Below are 24,031 nucleotides of genomic sequence, written 5' to 3' on the forward strand. Positions count from 1 at the left end.
GCGCAGGTTGCGGCAGCTAGACAAGGTGATCGATGTGGTGAAGAAGACGCTGTTCCAATTGCACTGGTTCTTTGGCATCACCGCTGGCCTGGTGCTGGCCTTGATGGGGATCACCGGGGCGCTGTACTCGTTCCAGGAAGAGCTACTGCGCGCGTTCAACGCCGATGTGCTGAAAGTCGAGGTGCGCGCCGAGGGCGTGCTGCCGCCGGCCGAGCTGGTGCGCCGGGTCGAGGCCGAACAAGGCGACAAGGTGTCGATGCTGTGGGTCGATGTGCGTCAAGGCAACGCCGCCCGGGTGTTCTTCACCCCGGCGCCGGGCGAACGCCGGGGCGAATTGCGCTACGCCGACCCCTATACCGGTGAGCTCAAGGGCCAGGCATCCGGGCAAGGCTTCTTCAACCTGATGCTCACCCTGCACCGCTTCCTGGCGATGGGTGATACCGGCCGGCAAATCACCGGCGCCTGTACCTTGATGCTGGTGTTCTTCTGCCTGTCCGGCCTGTACCTGCGCTGGCCGCGCAAGGCGCTGAACTGGCGTACCTGGCTGACCTTCGACTGGGCCAAGAAAGGCCGTGCCTTCAACTGGGACCTGCACGCCGTGGCAGGCACCTGGTGCCTGCTGTTCTACCTCTTGTTCGCGCTGACCGGCCTGTTCTGGTCCTATGAGTGGTACCGCGAAGGCCTCAACAAACTGCTGGCCGATGCGCCCGCCGCTGGCCAGCAGCAAAAGCGTGGCGAGGGCCGTGGCCGCCATGGGCCGCAAAAGGTCGACAAGAACGCACCGCCGCTGGTGGTCGATTACGACGCCATCTGGGCCAACCTCAAGGATGCGGCGGGCCCGGGCCTGGCCATGTACAACCTGCGCCTGCCTCCTGCGGGCGGGCAGCCGGCCAACGTGTTCTACCTGCTCGACAACGCCGCGCACCCGCGCGCCTTCAACACACTGGTGCTGGACCCGGCCACCGGCCAGGTAAAAAGCCACGACCGCTACACCGACAAATCCTTCAAGGCGCAGTTGCTGCAGAGTGTCTACGCCTTGCACGTAGGCGAATACTTCGGCTTGCCAGGGCGCATCATCGTCACCATTGCCAGCCTGACCATGCCGCTGTTCTTCGTCACCGGCTGGCTGCTGTACCTCGACCGCCGCCGCAAGAAACGCCAAGTCCGCGCCGCCCGCGGCGGCGTCGCCAGCGCCAACGACAGCAGCGACAGCTGGCTGATCGGCTTTGCCAGCCAGAGCGGTTTCGCCGAGCAACTGGCCTGGCAAAGTGCCGGCCAGTTGCAGGCCGCCGGTTTGCCGGTGCACGTACGCGCCCTGGCCGACCTGGGCGAAAAGGAGCTGCGACAGACCCGCCGCGCGTTGTTTGTGGTCAGCACCTTCGGCGATGGCGAAGCCCCTGACAGCGCCCGCGCCTTCGAGCGCAAAGTGCTGGGCCAGCCCTGGGCCCTCAACGGCCTCAGCTACGCCGTGCTGGCCCTCGGTGACCGCCAGTACCCGCACTTCTGCGGCTTTGCCCGCCGCCTGCAGGCATGGCTCGGCGAGCGTGGCGCCAGCACAGCGTTCAGCCCGGTGGAAGTCGACAACGCCGACCAGGCTGCGCTGCAGCAATGGCAGCAGGAACTCGCGCAGCTCACTGGCGCCCAGCCAGTAGCCGCTTGGCAGCCGCCAAGCTTCGGCAACTGGAGCCTGGTCAGCCGCGTGCTGCTCAACCCGGGCAGCCAGGGCCAGCCGGTCTACCTGATCGGCCTGCGCGCCGAAGCGCCTGCCAGCTGGGAGGCCGGTGACCTGGTGGAGATCCTGCCGCTCAACAGCCAGCCTCACGTTGACGCATTCCTGAACGGCATGGCGCTGGACGCCAACGCGACGGTGCAACTGGACGGCCTGAACGAAACCCTCGGCCAGGCTCTGGCAGGCCGCCTGCTTCCAACGCGCCGCGACCACCTGATCGGCTTGCAGCCACAGGCGCTGGTCGATGCGCTGGTGCCGATCGGCAGCCGCGAATACTCCATCGCTTCGATCGCCAGCGATGGCGTGCTGGAGTTGATCGTGCGCCAGGAGCGCCACCCCGACGGCAACCTTGGCCTGGGCTCTGGCTGGCTAACCGAGTACCTGCCGGTCAATGGCACCCTGAGCCTGCGGCTACGGCGTAACAGCAGTTTCCATCTGCCCGAAAGCGCTGCGCCGATGATCCTGATCGGCAACGGCACTGGCCTGGCGGGCCTGCGCAGCTTGCTCCGGGCGCGGGTCAATGCCGGCGAGCAACGTAACTGGCTGCTGTTCGGTGAGCGCACTCGGGCGCATGACCTGTTGTGTGGCGATGAACTGCACGGCTGGCTGGACAACGGCGACCTGGCGCGGCTGGACCTTGCGTTCTCGCGGGATCAGGCCGAGAAGGTGTATGTGCAGGATGTGCTGCTGCAGCAGGCCGAGGAATTCAAGCGCTGGGTGGCTGAAGGGGCCTGTGTGTATGTCTGCGGCAGCTTGCAGGGGATGGCGGCGGGCGTGGATGCAGCGCTGAAGGGCATGCTCGGTGAGGCAGTGGTCGAGCAACTGATCGAAGATGGGCGATATCGGCGAGACGTCTATTGATTAGACATTGATGTAGTCAGGATCGGCCCCTTCGCGGGACAAGCCCGCTCCCACAGACTCACCGCAGCACTCAGCTTTAGCGGTGAACCTGTGGGAGCGGGCTTGCCCCGCGAACGGGCCGGTACCGGCTCAATGCAGCTCGAAGGTATCGGCATCCAGATTGGCTGGGAACCGGGTCCGGTAAGCCGCCAATTCAGCGGCCCGCAGCACCACCGTGAACACCCCGTCCGCTTCACCGGCGCTCAGCAGGCTTTCACCCTGGAAGTCCAGTACCTGGCTGTCGCCCGAATACGCGAAGCCCTTGCCATCAGTGCCCACCCGGTTCACCGCCGCCACAAAGCACAGGTTCTCGATCCCCCGCGCCGGCAGCAGGCGGTTCCAGTGCTGGCGGCGCGCCGCCGGCCAGTTGGCGGTGTACAGCAGCAGGTCAGTGTCTTGCGAATCGCGGCTCCACACCGGGAAGCGCAGGTCATAGCAGATCAACGGGCGCACGCGCCATCCCTTGATTTCGAACTGCACCTGGCGCTCGCCAGGGGTGTAATGCTTGTGCTCGCCGGCCATGCGGAACAGGTGGCGCTTGTCGTAGTGCAGGATTTCGCCGTCCGGGCGCGCCCACAGCAGGCGGTTGCGGTGGCTGCCATCGGCGGCCTGGATGATCACGCTGCCGGTGACCACCGCGTTGATCCGCTTGGCCTGAGCCTTGAGCCATTTGTAGGTGGGGCCGTTCTCAGGCTCGGCCAGGGTTTCCGACTCCATGGAAAACCCGGTGGTGAACATTTCGGGCAGGATCACCAGGTCGGCATCACCCGCCTGGTCGAGCAACACCTCGAAATGTGCATAGTTGGCCTCGCGGTCGTGCCAGGCCAGGGTGGTCTGCACCAGGGCGATTTTCAGGTTGGGCAGTGCACTCAGATCGCGCATAGTTTTTCCGCTGCCTGGCGCAGCGTCTCCTCACGTTTGGCAAAGCACAGGCGCACCAGGCGTTGCTCGGGGATGGGTTGCTGGTAGAACACCGATACCGGAATGGTCGCCACGCCGTGCTCGCGGGTCAGCCACAGGGCCATGTCGACGTCGTTCAGGTCCGGGCGGATCTGCGAATAGTCCACCAGCTGGAAATAGGTGCCCGCTGTGCGGGTAAAGCTGAAGCGTGAGCCTTCGAGCAGGTCGCAGAACAGGTCGCGCTTGACCTGGTAGAACGCCGGTAGCTCATCGATGTGCTCTGGGTGCTCGGCCATGAAGTCGGCCAATGCGCACTGCAGGGGCGTCACGCCGCAGAAGTTGACGTACTGGTGCACCTTGCGCAGCTCGGCACTCAGGGCCGGGGGCGCAATCACGTAGCCGGTCTTCCACCCCGTCACATGGTAAGTCTTGCCGAACGAGCTGACCACGAAGGCCCGGCTGTAGAGCTCGGCATGGGCCAGCACGCTGGCGTGGCGTACGCCATCAAAGACCAGGTGCTCGTACACCTCGTCACTGATCAGATAGATGTCGCGGTCCGCAATCAAACGCGCCAGCTGGTCAAGGTCTTCACGGGTGATCAGCGCGCCACTGGGGTTGTGCGGCGAGTTGAGGATGACCATGCGCGTGCGCGGGCCCAACGCATCGCTGAACTGCTGCCAATCGATGCGGAAATCGCCATCCCGGAGCTGCACATGCACGCAACGGCCACCGGCCAGCTCCACGGAGGGCTCGTAGCTGTCGTAGCACGGGTCGAAGACGATCACCTCGTCGCCAGCATGGATCACCGCCTGAATGGCGCAGAAGATAGCCTCGGTGGCGCCCGGGGTAATGGTCACTTCCTGGTCGGCATCGACCTTGGCCCCGTACAGGCGCTCGACCTTGGCCGCCACCTGCTGGCGCAGCGCCGGCAAGCCGGTCATCGGCGCATACTGGTTATGCCCGGCGGACACATGGCGGCCGACCGCATCGAGCAGTGCCTGCGGGCCACTGAAGTCAGGGAAACCCTGGGAAAGGTTGAGCGCACCGGTTTGCACGGCGAGCTGGGACATGGTGGTGAAGATGGTCGTGCCGACATTCGGCAGTTTGCTGCGGATCATGGAGCCCTCTTTCCTGGGGTTTATCCGGCACGGGGTGGAGTCCGAGCATAGCGGATCAAGCAGTCAGGAAAAAGGTTGAAACAATAGGAGGATTGCGTTGTATCAAAGGGCCCCTGTGGGAGCGGGCTTGACCCGCGAACACGGGCAAAGCCCGTGCCATTCATCGCGTTGCCTGCATCGCGGGGCAAGCCCGCTCCCACATGGAGTTAATCAGCGCTTGTCGCGACGCTTCTTCTCGGCCTTCTTGTGGTGCGACATCAAGCGGCGCTTCTTGTTGACCTGGCGATCGGTAAGGGTGTTCTTTTTGCCCTCGTACGGGTTCTCACCGCCCTTGTACTCGATGCGGATCGGCGTACCGACCAGCTTCAGCACACGGCGGTAGGTGTTTTCCAGGTAACGCGAGTACGACTTGGGAATGCTCTCGGTCTGGTTGCCGTGAATCACGATCAACGGCGGGTTGGCACCGCCCAGGTGGGCATAGCGCAGCTTGATGCGGCGGCCGTTGACCAACGGCGGCTGGTGCTCGCTCACGGCATCTTCGAGGATCTGCGTCAGGCGGCTGGTCGGCCAGCGGGTGACCGCCGACTTGAACGCGGCCTGCACCGACTTGTACAGGTTGCCCACGCCCGTGCCGTGCAGCGCGGAAATGAAGTGGATGTCGGCGAAGTCGACGAAGAACAGCCGGCGCTCCAGCTCGGTCTTCACGTAGGCGCGCTCACCCGGCTCCATGCCATCCCACTTGTTCAGGGCGATAACGATGGCGCGGCCAGCTTCGAGGGCAAAGCCCAGCAGGTTGAGGTCGTGGTCGACCACACCTTCACGGGCGTCCATCACGAAGATCACCACGTTGGCGTCCTTGATGGCCTGCAGCGTCTTGACCACCGAGAACTTCTCGACTTCCTCGTGGATCTTGCCGCGCTTGCGCACCCCGGCGGTGTCGATGAAGGTGTACTTCTCGCCATCGCGCTCGAACGGGATGTAGATACTGTCACGGGTCGTGCCCGGCTCGTCGTAGACCACCACGCGCTCTTCGCCGAGCATGCGGTTGACCAGTGTCGACTTGCCAACATTCGGGCGGCCGATAATGGCGATCTTGATGCCATCTTTCTCGCTCGGGCCAGGAATGCGCACAGCTTCCTCGCCTTCGGCGACATCCTGATCGAGGGCTTCTTCCTCGGCATCGCGTGGCAGGTGGCCGAGTACGGCCTCCATCAGCGCGTTGATACCACGGCCCTGCGAACCCGCAACCGGGATGGCGTTGCCCATGCCCATCGGCGAGAACTCGGCGCGCGCGACATCGGGGTCGATGTTGTCGATCTTGTTGGCAACCAGAATCGCCGACTTGTTACGCTTGCGCAGGTGCTCGGCAATCATCTGGTCTGCTGCGGTCATGCCCGCACGGGCATCGACCAGGAACAGCACGTAGTCGGCTTCTTCGATGGCCATCAGCGATTGCTCGGCCATCTTCTCATCCATGCCCACTTCGTCGCCGGTGATACCACCGGTGTCGATCAGGATGAAGGAGCGACCCTGCCAGCTGGCATCACCATATTGGCGGTCACGGGTCAGACCCGACAGGTCACCTACGATGGCATCGCGGGTTTTGGTCAGGCGGTTGAACATGGTGGATTTGCCGACGTTCGGCCGTCCCACCAGGGCGATTACGGGAACCATGCGGCTCTCCATTCTTGAATTCTTGAAAATGCAAAGGCCGCTGCAAGGCAGCGGCCGGAGTTCGGGCGGCGTGTCCTACGCCGCAACTCAAGACCTGTAGCGGTCTTGAGCATAGCCTCAGCGGATGGTCAGTGCCTCGAGCTTGCCGCTGTTGCCAAAGACGTAAATGGTGTCGCCGACCACCAGGGGCCGGGCGCGCAGGCCATCGCTGTCGATACGCTCACGGCCGACGAAACGGCCGTCGACCTGGCTGAGCAGGTGCAGGTAACCCTCGAAGTCACCGACAGCCACGTAGCTGGAGAACACTTCCGGGGCCGACAACTGACGGCGCGCCATCGAGTCGTTGGTCCACAAGGCGCTGGAAGAGCGCTCATCGACGCTCTCCACAGTACCCGAGGCTTCGCTGACATAGACGTTGCCATAACCCTGGGCGACACCCACGTAGCTGGAAGCATCACGCTGCCAGACCACACGGCCGCTTTCCAGGTCCAGGCCCGCGACGCGGCCCTGGTAGGTGCTGACGTACAGGGTACCACCGGACAGCAGCAGGCCGCCGTCGATATCGACCACACGGTCCAACTCGGAACGGCCCTGCGGGATCGCCACACGGCTTTCCCACACTGGCACGCCATTGTTGATGTCTACCGCCACCACCTTGCCGGTGGACAGGCCAGCAACGGCCAGTCGGTTGGTAGCGATGGGTGCACCGGTACCACGCAGGGTCAGTACGGCCGGGGTGTTTTCATAGATCCAGCGACGGTCGCCGGTTGCAGCATCGAGGCCGATCAGGCGGTCGTCCTGGGTCTGCACCACCACAACGTCACCGTTGTTGGCAGGCGGCGCCAGCACTTCGCTGGTAACGCGCGAGCGCCAGCGCTCTTCACCGGTGCTGGAGTCCAGGGCAATCACTTCACCCTTGAGGGTGCCGAGCATGACCAGGCCATAGCCAACACCGACTGCGCCGGAAACCGGCAGCTCCAGGTCCTTCTTCCACACCACGTCACCGGTAATGCGGTCGAGGGCGAAGACTTCGCCGTTGACGTCGGAGGCGTAGATGCGGTCGTTTTCGATCGCCGGTACCAGGGTGTTGTATGTCTCGCCCTGGCCGTCACCGATCGAACGGCTCCACTGTTTCTTCAGCACCACTTCTTCGGTGAACTTGGTGAGCTCGGCCGGAGGCAGTTCCTTCTTGCTGTTGCTGCTGCAACCTGCGGCCAGTACGGCCAGGGTCAGCACTGCTGCTTGTTTCCAACCGATCACGTCACGCGTCCCCTTTGGCCAGGTCATCCAGCTTCAGTTGCAGGCCACCGACCGCTGCTTCATCAGAAAGCGCAGCCTTGGCTTTTTCATAAGCACTGTGGGCATCGTCGGCGCGACCCAGCTGCACCAGCAGGTCACCCTTCAATTCTTCACGGCTGGCCAGGAACGCCTTGTCGGCGTCGCCGTCGAGCAGCTTGAGTGCATCCTCGGCCTTGCCCTGGGCCGCGAGCACGCGGGCCAGGCGCTGGCGCGAAATTTCGCCCAGGGTAACGTCGGCCGGCTTGTCCAGCACAGCTTTGAGCTCGGCAGCAGCGTCGTCGAGCTTGCCGCTCTCGACCGCGACCTTGGCCACGAACAGGCTGCCGTACTGGGCGTAGGCGGTACCGCCAAACTCGCTCTTGAGCTTGCCGGACAGTTCGGCGACCTTGGTCGCGTCTGGCTGGCCGCTCGGCGTCAGGCTGGTTTCCAGCAGGGCCTGATACAGCTGCGAGGCGCCTTGCGACTGGTTGTTCTGGTACTTGTGCCAGGTGTTCCAGCCCAGCACCACCACACCGGCCAGCAGCGCGCCGGTCAGCAGCGGCTTGCCGTTACGGTTCCACCAGTCCTTGACCCCTGCCAGGTCATCATCATCGGTACTCGACACCCCAATACTCCTTTTCGCCTATTCGCTTGTTGAACCGCGTTACGCCTGTGCGATCGCGGTTTCCAGGTGCTCAGCCAGAGCATCCCAGGCAATATTCTGTTGTTCGCCCTGACCACGCAGGGGCTTCAGGCCGATCTCTTGCTTGGCCAGCTCGTCGTCACCCAGGATCAGGGCGAACAGCGCGCCGCTCTTGTCGGCCTTCTTGAACTGGCTCTTGAAGCTGCCACCACCGGCGTTGACCGCCAGGCGCAGGCCCGGCAAGCGATCACGCAAGCCTTCGGAAAGACGCAGGCCCGCTATCTCAGCCTGCTCGCCAAAGGCGCACAGGTAGACATCGATTTGACGGTTGATCGACTCCGGTACTTTGCCGAGGGTTTCCAGCAGCAGGATCAAGCGCTCGATACCCATGGCGAAGCCCACGCCCGGGGTCGGCTTGCCGCCCATCTGCTCGACCAGGCCATCGTAGCGGCCACCGGCGCAGACGGTGCCCTGGGCACCGAGCTTGTCGGTGACCCACTCGAACACGGTCTTGCTGTAGTAGTCCAGGCCACGCACCAGCTTGGTGTTGATCACGAACGGAATACCGGCAGCGTCCAGGCGGGCCTTTAGGCCCTCGAAGTGCACGCGGGAATCGTCGTCGAGGTAGTCTTCCAGCTTCGGCGCACCGACCAGCACCGCCTGGGTGCCCTGGTCCTTGCTGTCGAGGATGCGCAGCGGGTTGCTCTTGAGGCGGCGCTGGCTGTCTTCGTCGAGCTGCTCCAGGCGCGCCGAGAGAAACTCGACCAGCGCGTCACGGTAGCGGGCACGGGCTTCGCTGGTGCCCAGGCTGTTCAGTTCGAGCTTGACCGCATCCTGGATGCCCAGCAGCCCCCACAGGCGCCAGGTCAGCATGATCAGTTCGGCGTCGATGTCCGGGCCGTCCAGGTTGAACACTTCCACACCGATCTGGTGGAACTGGCGGTAGCGGCCTTTCTGCGGGCGCTCGTGGCGGAACATCTGGCCGATGTACCACAGTTTCTGCACCTGGCCGTTGCCAGTGATGCCGTGCTCAAGCACCGCACGCACGCACGCAGCTGTGCCTTCAGGGCGCAGGGTCAACGAATCGCCGTTGCGGTCCTCGAAGGTGTACATCTCTTTTTCGACGATGTCGGTGACTTCACCGATGGAGCGCTTGAACAGCTCGGTGAACTCGACGATCGGCGTGCGGATCTGGCTATACCCGTAGGTGTCCAGCAGGCCGGCCACGGTGCTTTCGAAGTAGCGCCACAGCGGCGACTGCTCTGGCAGGATGTCGTTCATGCCACGGATGGCTTGCAGCGATTTGCTCACGAAAAGTCCTTACGAATCTGTGTGTCAGCCGCGAGCGATCAGCGCCGCGTCGGCCTCGACCTTTTCGGCCGCTTTCTGGCGGATGAGCTTTTCCAGCTCATCGACCAGGTTGTCATTGGTCAGCTTCTGCGCCGGCTTGCCGTCGATGTAGATCAGGTTCGGCGTGCCACCGGTCAGCCCGACGTGGGCTTCCTTGGCTTCGCCGGGGCCGTTGACCACGCAACCGATCACCGCCACGTCCAGCGGTACCAGCAGGTCTTCCAGGCGGCCTTCCAGCTCGTTCATGGTCTTGACCACATCGAAGTTCTGCCGCGAGCAGCTCGGGCAGGCGATGAAGTTGATGCCACGCGAACGCAGGTGCAGCGACTTGAGGATGTCGTAGCCGACCTTCACTTCTTCGACCGGGTCGGCGGCCAGCGAAATACGGATGGTATCGCCAATGCCTTCGGCCAGCAGCATACCGAGGCCGACGGCAGATTTCACCGTGCCCGAGCGCAGGCCACCGGCTTCGGTGATGCCCAGGTGCAGCGGCTGGATGATCTGCTTGGCCAGCAGGCGGTAGGCTTCGACGGCCATGAACACATCGGAGGCCTTGACGCTGACCTTGAAGTCCTGGAAGTCCAGGCGGTCAAGGTGTTCGACGTGGCGCAGGGCCGACTCGACCAGCGCGGCTGGGGTCGGTTCGCCGTACTTCTTCTGCAGGTCCTTTTCCAGCGACCCGGCGTTGACCCCAATGCGGATCGGGATACCGCGGTCGCGGGCGGCATCGACCACAGCGCGCACACGGTCTTCGCGGCCGATGTTGCCTGGGTTGATACGCAGGCAATCGACGCCCAGTTCGGCCACGCGCAAGGCGATCTTGTAGTCGAAGTGGATATCGGCGACCAGCGGCACACTGACGAGTTGCTTGATTTTGCCGAACGCCTCGGCGGCGTCCATGTCCGGCACCGAAACGCGGACGATGTCGACGCCGGCATCGACCAGGCGCTGGATCTGCCCCACGGTGGCGGCGACATCGTTGGTGTCGGTGTTGGTCATGCTCTGCACCGCGATGGGCGCATCACCACCCACCGGCACATTGCCAACCCAGATTTTGCGGGATTCGCGACGTTTGATCGGAGATTCGCCGTGCATGACTTACTGTCCCAACTTCAGGCGAGCAGTCTCGCCACTGGTGAACGGGGCAACATCGACGGCCTGGCCGTTGTAGCTGACCTGCGCGCCGCGGGCAAAGCCCAGGCGCACCGCGAACGGCGGCTTGCCGGTCAGCTCCAGGTTATCGCCCTTGCGCTTGATGGCGCTGAACAGCACCTTGCCGTTGCCATCGGACACCTGGGTCCAGCAATCGGCGGTGAACTGGATCGCGACCTTGGCACTGCCAGCCGGTACGGCGGCAGGCTCGGCGGCGGCGATGGCCGGCACGCTGGCAGCGGGTGCCACGGGGGCAGCCTGGGCTACAGGGGCGGCAGGCGCAACGGGGGCTGGGGCTGGAGCCGGTGCTGCGGTGTGTACGGGTGGCTGTTGCACGGGCGCGGGCGTAGCAGCGGCTGGCGCTGCCTCGTTGCCAGCTTCGGCAACCGGCTCGGCTGGGGTCTGCTCCAGCGGCAGCGGCGCGCTCTCGCCCTGCTGCCCAACGCTCACGGCCTGGTCTTCAGGTTCGTCCAGCGGGTGGATCTGGGTGGTGCCGTCGGCGCTTTCGACCTCGACGTGCTCCAGGGCAATCTTGGCCAGGTCCTTGCCGCGCAGGCTACCCTGGTCCTGCCACCAGATGAAGCTGCCGCCGACCACGGCGACCAGCAGCAGCAGGCTGACACCGCGCAGGATGTTGTGCGAAAGGCGCACCGGCTCTTCGATACGGCCCAGCGAATGCACTTCACTGCCCTTGGCATGGGTCCCGGTGTACTGGTCGAAGGCCTCGACCAGGGGCGCCTGGTCCAGGTCCATGAGTTTGGCGTAGGCACGGATATAGCCACGGGCGAACGTATGCCCTGGCAGCTTGTCGAAGGCGCCGGTTTCCACGTGGTTCAGCGAACTTACGGTGAGGTTGAGCTTGCGGGCCACCTCGGCTTGCGTCCACTCCCGTTTTTCGCGGGCCTGGCGCAACAGCTCACCGGGGTTCTGGCCAGTCGCTGCTGCTACTTCGGGATGCGCGGCTTTCATCGTTGCTCCGACAGGTATTGCTGATATTCCGGCGTACCGGGATAAAGTCGTTGTAATTGCTGGCCCAGTTCGGCCAGGGTGCCCTGCTCGTCGAACACCCGGGCAAGACGACTGCCCAGCAGGAGGCTGCGGGCACTGTGATCGCCCAACTGGCTGAAACGATCGTAGTAGTCCCGGGCCGGCACATAATGCCTGTTTTCGTAGGACAACTCAGCCATTTCCAGCAACGCCCTGGGTTGCCGCCGGTTGAGTTGCAGGGCCTTGGTCAGGTACGCCTGCGCCTGGTCGCGGTTGTCGAGCTGCAAGGCCGTCAGGCCAAGGTTCTCGTACACCCGCGAACGTTCAGGATACAGGGTATCGGCGCTGGCCTGGCGAAACATCTGCTCGGCTTCGGCGAAACGCTGCTGAGCATATAGGAAACTGCCGTAATTGTTGCGAATTCGCGTGTCGCCCGGGCGAGCTGACAGCGCTTTTTTGAAGTGTTCCTCAGCCAGCAGCGGTTCACCTTCGGCCTGGAACACCAAGGCCAGGGCGGCATGGGCGTCGGCATCGGTGGCGTCCAGCGCCAGGGCCTTGCCCAGCGGCGCCTTGGCCTGCTCGGTCAAACCTTGTTGCAAATAGCCAAGCCCAAGCTGCACGTATGCCCGCCCGGCCTCCACGCGCCCCTGGCGATTGGCCAGTGGGTCGCTTGCGCCGCCCGACACGCAGCCGGCCAGCAGCGTTAGCGCAAGGATCGACAGCGCGGTGCGCAGGCTCATGGTGGGCCGGGCTCAGTGGCGCACGGCGCTGTCTTGCAGCTCGGCGTCGGCAGAGAGCTGGCGTACGGCGATGTAGCGCTCGCTGCGGCGGGTACGGTCATTGACCTGGCCAACCAGCTGACCGCAGGCCGCATCGATGTCCTCACCACGGGTGGTACGGGTAGTGACGTTGAAACCACCGTGGTGCAGCATGTCCTGGAAGCGGCGGATAGCATTGTTGCTAGGGCGCTCGTAACCGGAATGCGGGAACGGGTTGAACGGGATCAGGTTGATCTTGCACGGCACGTCGCGCAGCAGCTCGATCATCTGCGCAGCATGTTCCGGCTGGTCGTTGACGTCCTTGAGCAGGGTGTACTCGACCGTCAGCACGCGCTTGCCACCCAGGGTAGCCATGTAGCCCATGCACGATTCCAGCAGCACCTTGAGCGGGTACTTCTTGTTGATCGGCACCAACTGGTTGCGCAGTTCGTCGTTTGGCGCGTGCAGCGACAGGGCCAGCGACACGTCGATGTGCTTGGCCAGTTCGTCGATCATCGGCACCACGCCCGAGGTGGACAAGGTAACGCGACGCTTGGAAATGCCATAACCCAGGTCATCCATCATGATCTTCATGGCGGCGATGACATTGTCGAAATTCAGCAGAGGCTCGCCCATGCCCATCATCACCACGTTGGTAATCGCGCGGTCGACTTTGGCAGGAACGGTCCCGAAGGATTTGTTGGCAAGCCACACCTGGCCGATCACTTCGGCGGCGGTGAGGTTGCTGTTGAAGCCTTGCTTGCCGGTGGAGCAGAAACTGCAGTCCAGGGCGCAGCCGGCTTGCGACGAGACGCACAGGGTGCCGCGGTCGTCGGTAGGGATATAGACGGTCTCGACGCAGCTGCCGGAGGCAACGCGGATCACCCATTTACGGGTGCCGTCTGCGGAAATGTCTTCACTGACCACTTCCGGTGGGCGAATTTCGGCAACAGCCTCGAGCTTTTCGCGCAAGGCCTTGCCGACGTTCGTCATGGCGGCGAAATCATCGACGCCAAAATGGTGAATCCATTTCATCACCTGGCCGGCACGGAAGCGCTTCTCCCCGATAGAGTCGAAGAATTGTTCCATTTCCGGCTGGGTCAGGCCCAACAGGTTGATTTTGCCAGTAGATGTCGTCATGGATTCACCCTCACCCGTAAGCTTTCGCTTAGCGAGTGGTTACCTCGGTAGCAGCGAAGAAGTAAGCGATTTCGCGAGCAGCAGCAGCTTCGGAGTCCGAACCGTGAACGGCGTTGGCGTCGATCGACTCGGCGAAGTCAGCACGGATGGTGCCGGCAGCAGCTTCTTTAGGGTTGGTAGCGCCCATCAGCTCACGGTTCAGAGCGATGGCGTTTTCGCCTTCCAGAACCTGAACGACAACCGGACCGGAAGTCATGAAGGCAACCAGGTCGCCGAAGAAGCCGCGCTCGCTGTGCTCAGCGTAGAAGCCTTCGGCTTCGGCTTTGGACAGTTGCTTGATTTTCGAAGCAACGATTTTCAGGCCGGCTTCTTCGAAGCGAGTGGTGATCTTGCCAATGACGTTTTTGGCAACGGCGTCAGGCTTGATGATCGAGAAAGTACGTTGAACAGCCATGGAAAACTCCAGAATATGAGTGTTGCGAAAAATTAAACCCGCGAATTATACGCGGGTTCCAGGGGATTGCCTAACCTGCAGCGTCGCGCTTAGTCGGCTTCGTCAATCCAGGCCGCCTGGATGGCCTCGAGCACTTTCTCACCGCCGCGTGACGGATCGTCGCTGAACTCTGGCAAAGCCAGCACCCAACGGTGCAGATCGACGAAATTCACATAACGAGGATCTACGTCCGGCTTGCTTTCCGCAAGTTGGATGGCGATCTCAAGTACATCAATCCATTTCAGGCTCATGCGGCAAACCTCAGTGCGGCGCTTCGGCAGCGTGGTTGAGCGAATACTTGGGGATCTCGATGGTCAGGTCTTCATCACCCACGACCACCTGGCAGCCGAGGCGCGACTGGGCCTCCAGGCCCCAGGCCTTGTCCAGCATGTCCTCTTCCAGCTCGTCCGCTTCTTCCAGCGAGTCGAAACCTTTACGAACGATACAGTGGCAGGTGGTGCAGGCCTTGACGCCACCGCAGGCACTTTCCATCTCGATGTGATGGTCGTGGGCAAGCTCCAGGATATTGGTACCGGACGGAACCTCCACGGCCAACCCTTCCGGGCAGAACTTCTCGTGCGGCAGGAATGTCACCAGCGGCATCGGTTACTCCTCGATCTCATTCAGGTTGCGCCCGGCCAGTGCGGCTTTGACCGTCGAATCAAGGCGACGGGCGGCAAATGCATCGGTCACCTGCGACAGACGCTTGGTCTGTTGCTCGATGGCGTAGCCATCAGTGCCAGTCAGCAAATCACGTAGTTCTTGCATCTGGAAGGCAATCGCCTCGCGCTCTTCGGCGCTCAGCAGGCGCTCGCCATCGGCATCGAGCGCGCCTTGCACCGCTTCGAGCAGGCGTTCGCCGTCGACCTGGTGCTCGCGCAACTGCCGCGCCTGCTTGTCGGAGCCTGCGTGCTCGAAGGAATCCTTGAGCATGCGGGCAATCTCACCGTCGGTCAGGCCGTACGATGGCTTGACCTGGATGCTCGCTTCCACGCCCGAGCCCAGTTCGCGGGCAGCGACGCTGAGCAGGCCGTCGGCGTCGACCTGGAAGGTCACGCGGATCTTCGCCGCACCGGCAACCATCGCCGGAATGCCGCGCAGCTCGAAGCGCGCCAGCGAACGGCAGTCGCTGATCAGCTCGCGCTCGCCCTGCAGGACGTGAATCATCATGGCCGACTGGCCATCTTTATAGGTGGTGAATTCCTGGGCGCGGGCCACCGGAATGGTGGTGTTGCGCGGGATCACCTTCTCCATCAGCCCGCCCATGGTCTCAAGGCCCAGGGAAAGCGGGATGACGTCGAGCAGCAGCAGCTCGCCACCTTCGCGGCGATTGCCGGCCAGGGTATCGGCCTGGATGGCGGCGCCGATGGCGACCACCTGATCGGGGTCGATCGAAGTCAGCGGCGTACGGCCGAACAGCGTACCGACTGCTTCGCGCACACGTGGCACGCGGGTCGAGCCGCCGACCATGACCACGGCACCGACATCGTCCAACTCGATGCCGCTGTCGCGCACTGCGCGCCGACAAGCCTTCAGGCTGCGGGCAATCATCGGTTCGATCAGGGCGTCGAAGGCAGCGCGGCTCAGCTCACCCTGCCAGGCGCCATGGGCAACGCTGACCCGCTCGGCGTCGGTCAAGGCTTCCTTGGCGGCGCAAGCGGTCTGCAGCAGCAGGCGTTGGGTGGCAGGGTCGAGGTCGGCAGACAACCCTGCCTGCTCGATGATCCAGCCCGCAATCGCGTGATCGAAGTCGTCGCCGCCCAGGGCAGTATCGCCACCGGTAGCCAGCACTTCGAAGACGCCCGCAGTCAGGCGCAGAATCGAGATATCGAAGGTGCCACCGCCGAGATCGAAGATCGCCACCACGCCTTCGGCGTTCTGGTCCAGGCCATAGGCCACGGCAGCTGCGGTCGGCTCGTTGAGCAGGCGCAGGACGTTGAGCCCGGCCAGTTTGGCGGCGTCTTTGGTGGCCTGGCGCTGGGCGTCATCGAAATAAGCCGGAACGGTAATCACCGCGCCAACCAGATCGCCCCCAAGGGTGTCCTCGGCGCGCTGGCGCAGCACCTTGAGGATGTCGGCAGACACTTCCACCGGGCTCTTCGGGCCCTGCACGGTGTCGATGAACGGCATGTGCGACTCACCACCGACAAAGCGGTAAGGCAGCTGTTCTCCGAGCTGCTTGACGTCCGCCAGGCCACGGCCCATCAGGCGTTTGACCGAGAGAATGGTGTTGAACGGGTCGCGCGGCGCCGCTTCGCGGGCAGCCTGGCCGACCTCGATGCGATCTTCCAGGTAGCGCACGGCTGACGGCAGGATAACCTTGCCGTGAATGTCGGGCAGCGGCTCGCTGCGGCCGCTGCGCAAGGCGGCAACCAGGGAATTGGTGGTACCTAGGTCAATGCCCACCGCCAGACGGCGCTGATGCGGTTGGGGGCTTTGACCGGGTTCGGCGATCTGCAGTAGGGCCATGCTTATCTGAATACCTTAGGCGTCGTCACGGCAACGCCGGGTTAATCGTCGAGGCGCTCTTCCAGTTGGCGCACTTCTTGGGCGAGCTTGTCGAGGAACTGCATGCGGCGCATCAGGCGTTCGGCCTGCTCACGCTGGGCTGCATCGTTCCAGCAGGCGGCGAATGCCTCGCTCAGCGTGTCCTGGGCAACCTTCAGACGCTTCTTGAATACGGCGACGGCGTCGAGATCGGCTAGCTCTTCGAGCTCTTCGCGCAACTCCATCTGCTGCAACAGGAACGCCGGGTCATGCACGGTGATTTCCTGCGGCACTTCGTGGCCACTGATGGCCAGCAGATACCGGGCACGCCGCGGCGGGCTGCGCAAGGTCTGGTAGGCGTCGTTCAACGCCGCCGAGTTTTCCAGGGCAACACGCTGCTCGCGCTCGGAGGCATCGGCGAAACGGTCGGGATGGACCTCGCGGGCCAGTTCGCGGTAACGAACGGCCAGCTTGTCGAGGTCCAGGCGAAAACCCGGCTGCAGGTCAAATAGCGCGAAATGGCAAGGAGTACCCACGTCAAGCCTCAGACATTGAAGCTTTCGCCGCAGCCACATTCACCGCGCACGTTGGGGTTGTTGAACTTGAAACCTTCGTTCAACCCTTCCTTGACGAAGTCGAGCTCGGTGCCATCGAGGTAGACCAGGCTTTTCGGGTCGATGATGACCTTCACGCCATGGTTCTCGAACACTTGGTCTTCGCCCGCCACTTCGTCGACGAACTCCAGCACGTAGGCCAGGCCCGAGCAGCCGGTGGTGCGCACGGCCAGGCGGATGCCCTCGCCCTTGCCGCGCCCGTCGAGGGAACGCCGCACGTGGTTGGCGGCGGCTTCTGTCATGCTGATAGCCATCGGAACTCCTTACTTCGCAACAGGCGACTTAGATCAAGCCTTTTTTCTGCTTGTAATCGCGAACGGCTGCCTTGATGGCATCTTCGGCGAGTACCGAGCAGTGGATCTTCACCGGCGGCAACGCCAGTTCTTCCGCCAGTTGGGTGTTCTTGATGGTTTCGGCTTCGTCCAGGGTCTTGCCCTTCATCCACTCGGTGGCGAGGGAGCTGGAAGCGATGGCCGAACCGCAGCCGTAGGTCTTGAACTTGGCGTCTTCGATGATGCCTTGCTCGTTGACCTTGATCTGCAGACGCATCACGTCACCGCACGCAGGGGCGCCGACCATGCCGGTACCGACATCCGGGTCCTCGGCATTCATCTTGCCGACGTTGCGTGGGTTTTCGTAGTGGTCGATGACCTTTTCACTGTATGCCATGGTGCAATTCCTTCCTCATCAGGGAGCCGCTCTTGCCGGCGACTGCTTAGTGGGCGGCCCACTCGATCTTGGAGATGTCGACGCCGTCTTTGTACATGTCCCACAGCGGCGACAATTCACGCAGTTTGTTCACCGCCTCGCAGACTTTCTGCGCGGCGTAGTCGACTTCTTCTTCAGTGGTGAAGCGGCCGAAGGAGAAGCGGATCGAGCTGTGCGCCAGCTCGTCGTTACGGCCCAGAGCGCGCAGTACGTACGACGGCTCGAGCGAAGCGGAGGTGCAGGCCGAACCGGACGATACCGCGATGTCTTTCAGCGACATCAGCAGCGACTCGCCTTCGACGTAGTTGAAGCTCAGGTTCAGGTTGTGCGGCACGCGAGCAGTGCTGCTGCCGTTGACGTACAGCTCTTCGAGGTCCGAGACCTGCTTGAAGAAGCGGTCGCTCAGGGCCTTGATGCGTACGTTTTCCGCGGCCATTTCCTGCTTGGCAATGGCGAACGCTTCGCCCATGCCGACGATCTGGTGGGTCGGCAGGGTACCCGAACGCATGCCGCGCTCATGACCACCGCCGTGGATGATCGCTTCCAGGCGTACACGCGGCTTGCGGCCGACGTACAGCGCGCCGATACCTTTCGGGCCGTAGACCTTGTGCGCCGAGAACGACATCAGGTCGACTTTGAGCTTTTGCAGGTCGATGTCGACCTTGCCGGCCGACTGGGCGGCGTCGACGTGGAAGAGTACGCCGCGCGAACGGGTCAGTTCACCGATGGCGGCGATGTCGTTGATCGAACCGACTTCGTTGTTGACGTGCATCAGCGAGACCAGAATGGTGTCGTCGCGCAGCACGGCTTCGACCTGGGCCGGGGTGACGATGCCGTCCGCACCTGGCTCGAGGTAGGTGACTTCGAAACCTTCACGCTCGAGCTGGCGAGCGGTGTCCAGGACCGCCTTATGCTCGATCTTGGAGGTGATGATGTGCTTGCCCTTGGTCTGATAGAAGTGCGCCACGCCTTTCAGGGCGAGGTTGTCGGACTCGGTGGCACCGCTGGTCCAGACGATCTCGCGCGGGTCGGCGTTGATCAGCTCGGCCACCTGGCGACGGCCATTCTCGACCGCTTCTTCGGCTTTCCAGCCGAACACGTGGGAGCGCGAGGCCGGGTTACCGAAGTTACCGTCGACCAGCAGGCAGTCGGCCATCTTCTGGGCAACACGGGGATCGACCGGCGTGGTCGCGGAGTAATCGAGGTAGATCGGCAACTTCATTGAGTATCTCCTATCAGGCGGTGGCGTCGCTCGTCGTCACTGTTAATTAAGGTCAGTCGACGGCGGACGTCTCAATCTTGTCCAGCTGGGCAGAACGGCCTGCGACACGACGCAGGTCCTGGCGCTGGGCGACTTCCTGCACCTCACGGCGCATGACGAGGTCGGCCAGGCTGATGCCGCTGAGGAATTCGTGGATCTGCTGGCTGAGGTCGCACCACAGGTGGTGGGTCAGGCAGGTATCACCGGCATGGCAATCCCCAAGGCCCTGGCAGCGAGTGGCATCGACCGATTCGTTGACCGCATCGATGACCTGGGCTACCTGGATGGTTTCCATGCCGCGCGACAGCTGGTAGCCACCACCCGGACCGCGCACACTGGAAACCAGGCTGCTGCGGCGCAGCTTGGCGAACAGCTGTTCCAGATAAGAGAGGGAAATGCCCTGGCGCTCGGAAATGTCGGCCAAAGACACCGGCCCATGCTGCGCGTGCAACGCCAGGTCAAGCATGGCTGTCACAGCGTATCGGCCTTTGGTAGTCAGTCGCATGGCTAATGGGTACCACGGGAGTTACAGAATATGTGCGAGTATGCGATTCCCGAGCATTTAAGTCAACTATTAGACCTACTGCTTTAGTCGGGTTTGGCATCTGGGAGGCGGGCGCGATTGTAGCAGCATAGGGGCGTGAGCACACGCCCCATATGTCAGTATGACTTCACCGCGCCGCAATCAATGCGACTGAGTGTCGCGCTGCTGCGCCTGGGCGACTTCGCTGAAGTCATCCTCCGGCAGGGCCGGCAGCTCCTTGGCACAGTAGTCGCTGCCCATCTTGGTCAGCGCCCCGCACATACCTTCCAGGCGCTCGTCGACCGCCTGCAGATGGTCAAGCATCTGGCCGATGGCGCGCGCCACCGGGTCCGGCATGTCGCCACTGACGCCGTAGGCATCAAAGCCGATCTTCTCAGCCATCGCCTTGCGCCTGGCTTCGAGCTCGCTGTCTTCGCTCTTGACGATGATCCGCCCCGGGATGCCGACCGCTGTGGCGCCTGCCGGCACCGCCTTGGTGACCACCGCATTGGAGCCGATCTTGGCGCCGGCACCGACGGTGAACGGGCCGAGCACCTTGGCCCCCGCCCCTACCACCACACCGTTTTCCAGGGTCGGGTGGCGCTTGCCTTTGTTCCAGCTGGTGCCGCCGAGGGTCACACCTTGGTAAAGCGTGACGTCGTCGCCGATTTCGGCGGTTTCACCGATGACGATGCCCATACCGTGGTCGATGAAGAAGCGCCGGCCGATGGTTGCACCAGGGTGGATCTCGATCCCGGTCATCCAGCGACCGAAGTTCGACACCAGGCGGGCCAGCCACTTGAAATCGCGCCTCCACAGGGCATTGCCCAGGCGGTGCAGCCAGATGGCGTGCATGCCCGGGTAGCAGGTCAGCACCTCGAAGGCATTGCGCGCCGCCGGGTCACGATGGAAAACGCTCTGGATATCTTCACGCAGACGCTCGAACATCTGTCAGTCCTTCCTTTTATGCGGCTCGCCCCGGGCGACCTTCTGGGTCTCGGTGAGGATGCCGCGCAAAATGCTCATTTCCGGACGCTCGACCGAGCTTCGCCCATACAACCGGCGCAGGCGCGCCATCAGGTGTTTGGGTTTTTCGGGGTCAAGGAAGCCGATGTCCACCAGGGTTTTTTCCAGGTGGTCATAGAACCGCTCCATTTCGTCCATGGTCGCCAGCTCGCTGGCGTCGACCTTCTCGGCTTGCAGCGCCGAACCTTCCGCTGCCAGCCAGGCCATGCGCACCTCGTAGGAGAGCACCTGGACGGCGGCAGCCAAGTTCAGCGAACTGAAGTCGGGGTTCGAGGGAATGTGCACGTGGAAGTGACATCGCTGCAGTTCGTCGTTGGTCAGGCCAGCGTGCTCGCGCCCGAATACCAGGGCGATTTCATCACCGCCCAGGGCGTGCTCCACGGCCTTGGCCCCACACTCACGGGGGTCGATCAGCGGCCAGGGGATGCTGCGCTCACGGGCGCTGGTGCCCATGACCAGGCTGCAGCCGACCAGCGCCTGCTCAAGGCTGTCGACCACCCGGGCATTGGCCAGCACATCGTCGGCACCCGAGGCGCGCGCACTGGCGTCGGCAGCCGGAAATTCTTTTGGCTGCACCAGCACCAGACGCGACAAGCCCATGTTTTTCATGGCACGCGCAGCGCCGCCGATGTTGCCGGGGTGGCTGGTATTGACCAGAACAACACGAATATTTTGCAGCAAGGTGTTGTGCTCACAGATGCGGGTTTTAGAGGTTTCGATCTTACAGAACCGACCAGCGTAACGCTATGAAAGCAAATGTGACACTTCTTCCGCCAAACTTTTCTGCTAGAATGTTCGGCTTTCTTCTTTAACATCTCCAGGTGACCCGCCCATGCAGCCTATGCTGAATATCGCCCTGCGCGCCGCTCGCAGCGCCAGTGAACTGATTTTCCGCTCCATCGAACGCCTGGATAGCATCAAGGTGGACGAGAAAGAGGCTAAGGACTACGTTTCCGAGGTTGATCGCGCCGCCGAGCAGAAGATCGTCGACGCACTGCGCAAGGCCTACCCGAACCACTCCATCCAGGGTGAAGAGACGGGCATGCACGCGGGCAGCGGCGAAGAAGGCAAGGACTACCTGTGGATCATCGATCCGCTGGACGGCACCACCAACTTCCTGCGCGGCATCCCGCACTTCGCCGTCAGCATCGCCTGCAAATACCGCGGCCGCCTTGAGCACGCCGTCGTGCTCGACCCGGTTCGCCAGGAAGAATTCACCGCCAGCCGTGGCCGTGGCGCCCAGCTCAATGGCCGCCGCCTGCGCGTCAGTTCGCGCACCAGCCTGGATGGCGCCCTGCTGGGGACCGGCTTCCCGTTCCGCGATAGCCAGATGGCCGACCTGGACAACTACCTGGGCATGTTCCGCGCCCTGACTGGCCAGACCGCCGGCATCCGCCGTGCCGGCTCCGCCAGCCTGGACCTGGCCTACGTGGCCGCTGGCCGTTTCGATGCCTTCTGGGAGTCGGGCCTGTCCGAGTGGGACATGGCAGCCGGCGTGCTGTTGATCCAGGAAGCAGGTGGCCTGGTGAGCGACTTCAACGGTGGCCACGACTTCCTCGACAAAGGCCACATCGTTGCCGGCAACATCAAGTGCTTCAAGGCCGTGTTGACTGCAATCCAGCCACACCTGCCAGAAAGCATGAAGCGCTAAGCGCCGATTGCAGCCACAAAAAAAGCACCCGCGGGTGCTTTTTTTGTGGCTGCCGTATTCAGATCACTGGCCAGCTTCGCTAAGGATCAGCTTGCCATTCTTGTCCAACGGAATGGTCGAGCCTGGCTCGCGGTCCATCTTCACCTTGCCCACCTGATCACCGATGGTATAGGTGACGTTATAGCCAACGACCTTCTCGCTGAGGTCATTGACCGTATTGCAGCGGGTTTGCGTGGTGGTATAGGTGTCACGCTCCTGCATGCCCTCTTGCACCTTGTTACCGGCATAACCACCGCCGACCGCACCGGCCACGGTGGCAATCTTCTTGCCAGTGCCGCCGCCGATCTGGTTACCCAACAAGCCACCCGCCAAGGCACCGACCACGGTACCGGCGATCTGGTGCTGGTCCTTGACCGGCGCCTGACGCGTCACGGTCACGTCCTTGCAGACTTCACGCGGGGTTTTAACCTGCTGCTTGATCGGCTGCACGTCAGTCACCTGGGCGACTTCAGGGCCTTTGTTCACCAAGCTGTAGGTCGCCACAGCACCTCCGGCAGTTACACCGACAGCACCCAGAACCGCACCCACCAGCATTGATTTATTCACGTGAACCTCCTGATCGTACCGGCGGGTATCAACCCGCGCTTCTCCCAGCCTTGGAGCAAAAAAAAAGCCGCGAGTTCAACACTCGCGGCTTCGTGTCGCCGAACGGCGCAGGGTTATGCCTTACGGCCGTTCGTCCACACCCTCAGCCTTGACCGGTGGGATCAGGTCTTCGCTGCTCAGGTTCAGCCAGATCAGCACCACGTTGGCGATGTAGATCGACGAGTAGGTACCCGCCATGACGCCGATGAACAGCGCCAGCGAGAAGCCGAACAGGTTGTCGCCACCAAAGATCAGCAGCGCCGCGATCGCAAGCAGGGTTGACACCGAAGTGGCGATGGTGCGCAGCAGGGTCTGGGTGGTCGAGACGTTGATGTTCTCGATCAGCGACGCCTTGCGCATGACGCGGAAGTTCTCACGCACCCGGTCGAACACGACGATGGTGTCGTTGAGCGAGTAACCGATGATTGCCAGCACCGCTGCCAGCACCGTCAGGTCGAACGTGATCTGGAAGAACGACAGGATACCCACGGTCACGACCACGTCGTGGACCAGCGAAACGATCGCACCCACGGCGAATTTCCACTGGAAGCGGAAGGCCAGGTAAAGCAACACGCCGCCCAGTGCCAGGAGCATGCCCAGGCCACCCTGATCACGCAGCTCCTCACCCACCTGCGGGCCGACGAATTCGACGCGCTTGAGGGTGGCCGGGTTGTCACCGCCAGCCTGTTGCAGGGCCGCAGCGACCTTGCTACCCAGCTGCGGGTCGTCGCCTGGCATGCGCACCAGCAGGTCGGTGGTCGCACCGAAGCTCTGCACGACGGCTTCGTGGAAGCCCGACTCGACCAGCTCAGCGCGTACCGCCTTGAGATCAGCCGGACGCTCGTAGGTCAGCTCGATCAGCGTACCGCCGGTGAAGTCCAGGCCAAAGTTCAGGCCCTTCTGCCACCAGCTGAACAACGCCAGAACGGTCAGCAGGACAGTGATGGCGAACGCAACGTTGCGCACGCCCATGAAGTTGATGGTTTTCATGGCT

25 protein-coding genes are annotated in these 24,031 nt (G+C 63.0%); 2 read left to right on the plus strand and 23 right to left on the minus strand.

Features of this window, described 5'->3' with window-relative positions; genetic code table 11:
* Positions 1-34 precede the first annotated feature (34 nt).
* Positions 35-2,590, plus strand: a complete 2,556-nt coding sequence (locus ACIPIJ_RS04040; protein ID WP_401072894.1) for a PepSY domain-containing protein — start codon at positions 35-37, stop codon at positions 2,588-2,590.
* A gap of 129 nt (positions 2,591-2,719) precedes the next feature.
* On the opposite strand, the gene ACIPIJ_RS04045 is transcribed toward ACIPIJ_RS04040, so the two are convergent.
* The 21 genes from ACIPIJ_RS04045 to trmJ all read right to left on the minus strand — a co-directional run bounded on the left by ACIPIJ_RS04045 (position 2,720) and on the right by trmJ (position 21,422).
* Entirely contained in the window at positions 2,720-3,511 is a 792-nt protein-coding gene (locus ACIPIJ_RS04045; RefSeq protein ID WP_401072896.1) for an amidohydrolase, read from the minus strand.
* Positions 3,499-4,647: a pyridoxal phosphate-dependent aminotransferase gene (locus ACIPIJ_RS04050; RefSeq protein WP_401072898.1), complete on the minus strand. Its 1,149-nt coding sequence runs from the start codon at positions 4,645-4,647 to the stop codon at positions 3,499-3,501. Before ACIPIJ_RS04050 ends, ACIPIJ_RS04045 begins: the two co-directional genes overlap by 13 nt.
* 210 nt (positions 4,648-4,857) lie before the next feature.
* Positions 4,858-6,321: a ribosome biogenesis GTPase Der gene (gene der, locus ACIPIJ_RS04055; protein ID WP_401072900.1), complete on the minus strand. Its 1,464-nt coding sequence runs from the start codon at positions 6,319-6,321 to the stop codon at positions 4,858-4,860.
* Positions 6,322-6,438: 117 nt separating this feature from the next.
* The gene (bamB, locus tag ACIPIJ_RS04060; RefSeq protein WP_400798072.1) at positions 6,439-7,581 is read right to left on the minus strand and encodes an outer membrane protein assembly factor BamB; all 1,143 of its coding nucleotides are present in this window, start codon (positions 7,579-7,581) and stop codon (positions 6,439-6,441) included.
* Position 7,582: 1 nt separating this feature from the next.
* The gene (locus ACIPIJ_RS04065; protein ID WP_401072902.1) at positions 7,583-8,224 is read right to left on the minus strand and encodes a tetratricopeptide repeat protein; all 642 of its coding nucleotides are present in this window, start codon (positions 8,222-8,224) and stop codon (positions 7,583-7,585) included.
* A gap of 39 nt (positions 8,225-8,263) precedes the next feature.
* On the minus strand, positions 8,264-9,553 hold the full coding sequence (gene hisS / locus ACIPIJ_RS04070) for a histidine--tRNA ligase (RefSeq protein ID WP_401072904.1): 1,290 nt from the start codon (positions 9,551-9,553) through the stop codon (positions 8,264-8,266).
* 24 nt (positions 9,554-9,577) lie between these two features.
* Entirely contained in the window at positions 9,578-10,687 is a 1,110-nt protein-coding gene (gene ispG / locus ACIPIJ_RS04075) for a flavodoxin-dependent (E)-4-hydroxy-3-methylbut-2-enyl-diphosphate synthase (protein WP_012316136.1), read from the minus strand.
* A gap of 3 nt (positions 10,688-10,690) precedes the next feature.
* On the minus strand, positions 10,691-11,713 hold the full coding sequence (locus ACIPIJ_RS04080; RefSeq protein WP_401072906.1) for a RodZ domain-containing protein: 1,023 nt from the start codon (positions 11,711-11,713) through the stop codon (positions 10,691-10,693).
* Positions 11,710-12,471: a type IV pilus biogenesis/stability protein PilW gene (gene pilW / locus ACIPIJ_RS04085; protein WP_401072908.1), complete on the minus strand. Its 762-nt coding sequence runs from the start codon at positions 12,469-12,471 to the stop codon at positions 11,710-11,712. The genes ACIPIJ_RS04080 and pilW overlap by 4 nt, the downstream gene beginning before the upstream one ends.
* Before the next feature lie 12 nt (positions 12,472-12,483).
* Positions 12,484-13,629 (minus strand): 23S rRNA (adenine(2503)-C(2))-methyltransferase RlmN, encoded by a 1,146-nt coding sequence (rlmN, locus tag ACIPIJ_RS04090; protein ID WP_346612022.1) that lies wholly within the window; start codon positions 13,627-13,629, stop codon positions 12,484-12,486.
* Between the two features lie 28 nt (positions 13,630-13,657).
* Positions 13,658-14,083: a nucleoside-diphosphate kinase gene (gene ndk / locus ACIPIJ_RS04095; protein ID WP_012316140.1), complete on the minus strand. Its 426-nt coding sequence runs from the start codon at positions 14,081-14,083 to the stop codon at positions 13,658-13,660.
* An 89-nt stretch (positions 14,084-14,172) separates the two neighbouring features.
* The gene (gene iscX / locus ACIPIJ_RS04100; RefSeq protein WP_110699949.1) at positions 14,173-14,373 is read right to left on the minus strand and encodes a Fe-S cluster assembly protein IscX; all 201 of its coding nucleotides are present in this window, start codon (positions 14,371-14,373) and stop codon (positions 14,173-14,175) included.
* 10 nt (positions 14,374-14,383) lie between these two features.
* Complete coding sequence (gene fdx / locus ACIPIJ_RS04105) at positions 14,384-14,725, minus strand: ISC system 2Fe-2S type ferredoxin (RefSeq protein ID WP_401072911.1); 342 nt, start codon at positions 14,723-14,725, stop codon at positions 14,384-14,386.
* A 3-nt stretch (positions 14,726-14,728) separates the two neighbouring features.
* Positions 14,729-16,591, minus strand: a complete 1,863-nt coding sequence (gene hscA, locus ACIPIJ_RS04110) for a Fe-S protein assembly chaperone HscA (protein WP_401072913.1) — start codon at positions 16,589-16,591, stop codon at positions 14,729-14,731.
* Between the two features lie 41 nt (positions 16,592-16,632).
* Complete coding sequence (hscB, locus tag ACIPIJ_RS04115; RefSeq protein WP_401072915.1) at positions 16,633-17,145, minus strand: co-chaperone HscB; 513 nt, start codon at positions 17,143-17,145, stop codon at positions 16,633-16,635.
* An 8-nt stretch (positions 17,146-17,153) separates the two neighbouring features.
* Positions 17,154-17,477 carry an iron-sulfur cluster assembly protein IscA gene (gene iscA / locus ACIPIJ_RS04120; RefSeq protein WP_119145642.1) on the minus strand — a complete coding sequence of 108 codons (324 nt, stop codon included), beginning with the start codon at positions 17,475-17,477 and terminating at the stop codon, positions 17,154-17,156.
* Positions 17,478-17,505: 28 nt separating this feature from the next.
* A complete protein-coding gene (gene iscU / locus ACIPIJ_RS04125) occupies positions 17,506-17,892 on the minus strand; it encodes a Fe-S cluster assembly scaffold IscU (RefSeq protein ID WP_007929523.1) in 387 nt (128 codons plus the stop codon).
* A 46-nt stretch (positions 17,893-17,938) separates the two neighbouring features.
* Complete coding sequence (locus tag ACIPIJ_RS04130; RefSeq protein WP_401072917.1) at positions 17,939-19,153, minus strand: IscS subfamily cysteine desulfurase; 1,215 nt, start codon at positions 19,151-19,153, stop codon at positions 17,939-17,941.
* 52 nt (positions 19,154-19,205) lie between these two features.
* On the minus strand, positions 19,206-19,697 hold the full coding sequence (iscR, locus tag ACIPIJ_RS04135; protein ID WP_042111731.1) for a Fe-S cluster assembly transcriptional regulator IscR: 492 nt from the start codon (positions 19,695-19,697) through the stop codon (positions 19,206-19,208).
* 180 nt (positions 19,698-19,877) lie between these two features.
* A complete protein-coding gene (cysE, locus tag ACIPIJ_RS04140) occupies positions 19,878-20,663 on the minus strand; it encodes a serine O-acetyltransferase (protein ID WP_401072919.1) in 786 nt (261 codons plus the stop codon).
* Positions 20,664-20,666: 3 nt separating this feature from the next.
* Positions 20,667-21,422 carry a tRNA (cytosine(32)/uridine(32)-2'-O)-methyltransferase TrmJ gene (gene trmJ / locus ACIPIJ_RS04145; RefSeq protein WP_401072921.1) on the minus strand — a complete coding sequence of 252 codons (756 nt, stop codon included), beginning with the start codon at positions 21,420-21,422 and terminating at the stop codon, positions 20,667-20,669.
* Between the two features lie 151 nt (positions 21,423-21,573).
* Between trmJ and suhB the strand changes: the two genes are divergently transcribed.
* Positions 21,574-22,392: an inositol-phosphate phosphatase gene (gene suhB, locus ACIPIJ_RS04150; RefSeq protein WP_401072923.1), complete on the plus strand. Its 819-nt coding sequence runs from the start codon at positions 21,574-21,576 to the stop codon at positions 22,390-22,392.
* A 63-nt stretch (positions 22,393-22,455) separates the two neighbouring features.
* Here suhB and ACIPIJ_RS04155 read toward each other — a convergent pair whose 3' ends face one another.
* Together ACIPIJ_RS04155 and secF are read right to left on the minus strand one after the other, a co-directional pair.
* Positions 22,456-22,998 (minus strand): glycine zipper 2TM domain-containing protein, encoded by a 543-nt coding sequence (locus tag ACIPIJ_RS04155; protein WP_401072925.1) that lies wholly within the window; start codon positions 22,996-22,998, stop codon positions 22,456-22,458.
* A 120-nt stretch (positions 22,999-23,118) separates the two neighbouring features.
* Entirely contained in the window at positions 23,119-24,027 is a 909-nt protein-coding gene (gene secF, locus ACIPIJ_RS04160; RefSeq protein WP_401072927.1) for a protein translocase subunit SecF, read from the minus strand.
* Positions 24,028-24,031: the final 4 nt, after the last annotated feature.

The organism is Pseudomonas sp. NPDC087185 (assembly GCF_044744955.1).
Taxonomy (GTDB): domain Bacteria; phylum Pseudomonadota; class Gammaproteobacteria; order Pseudomonadales; family Pseudomonadaceae; genus Aquipseudomonas.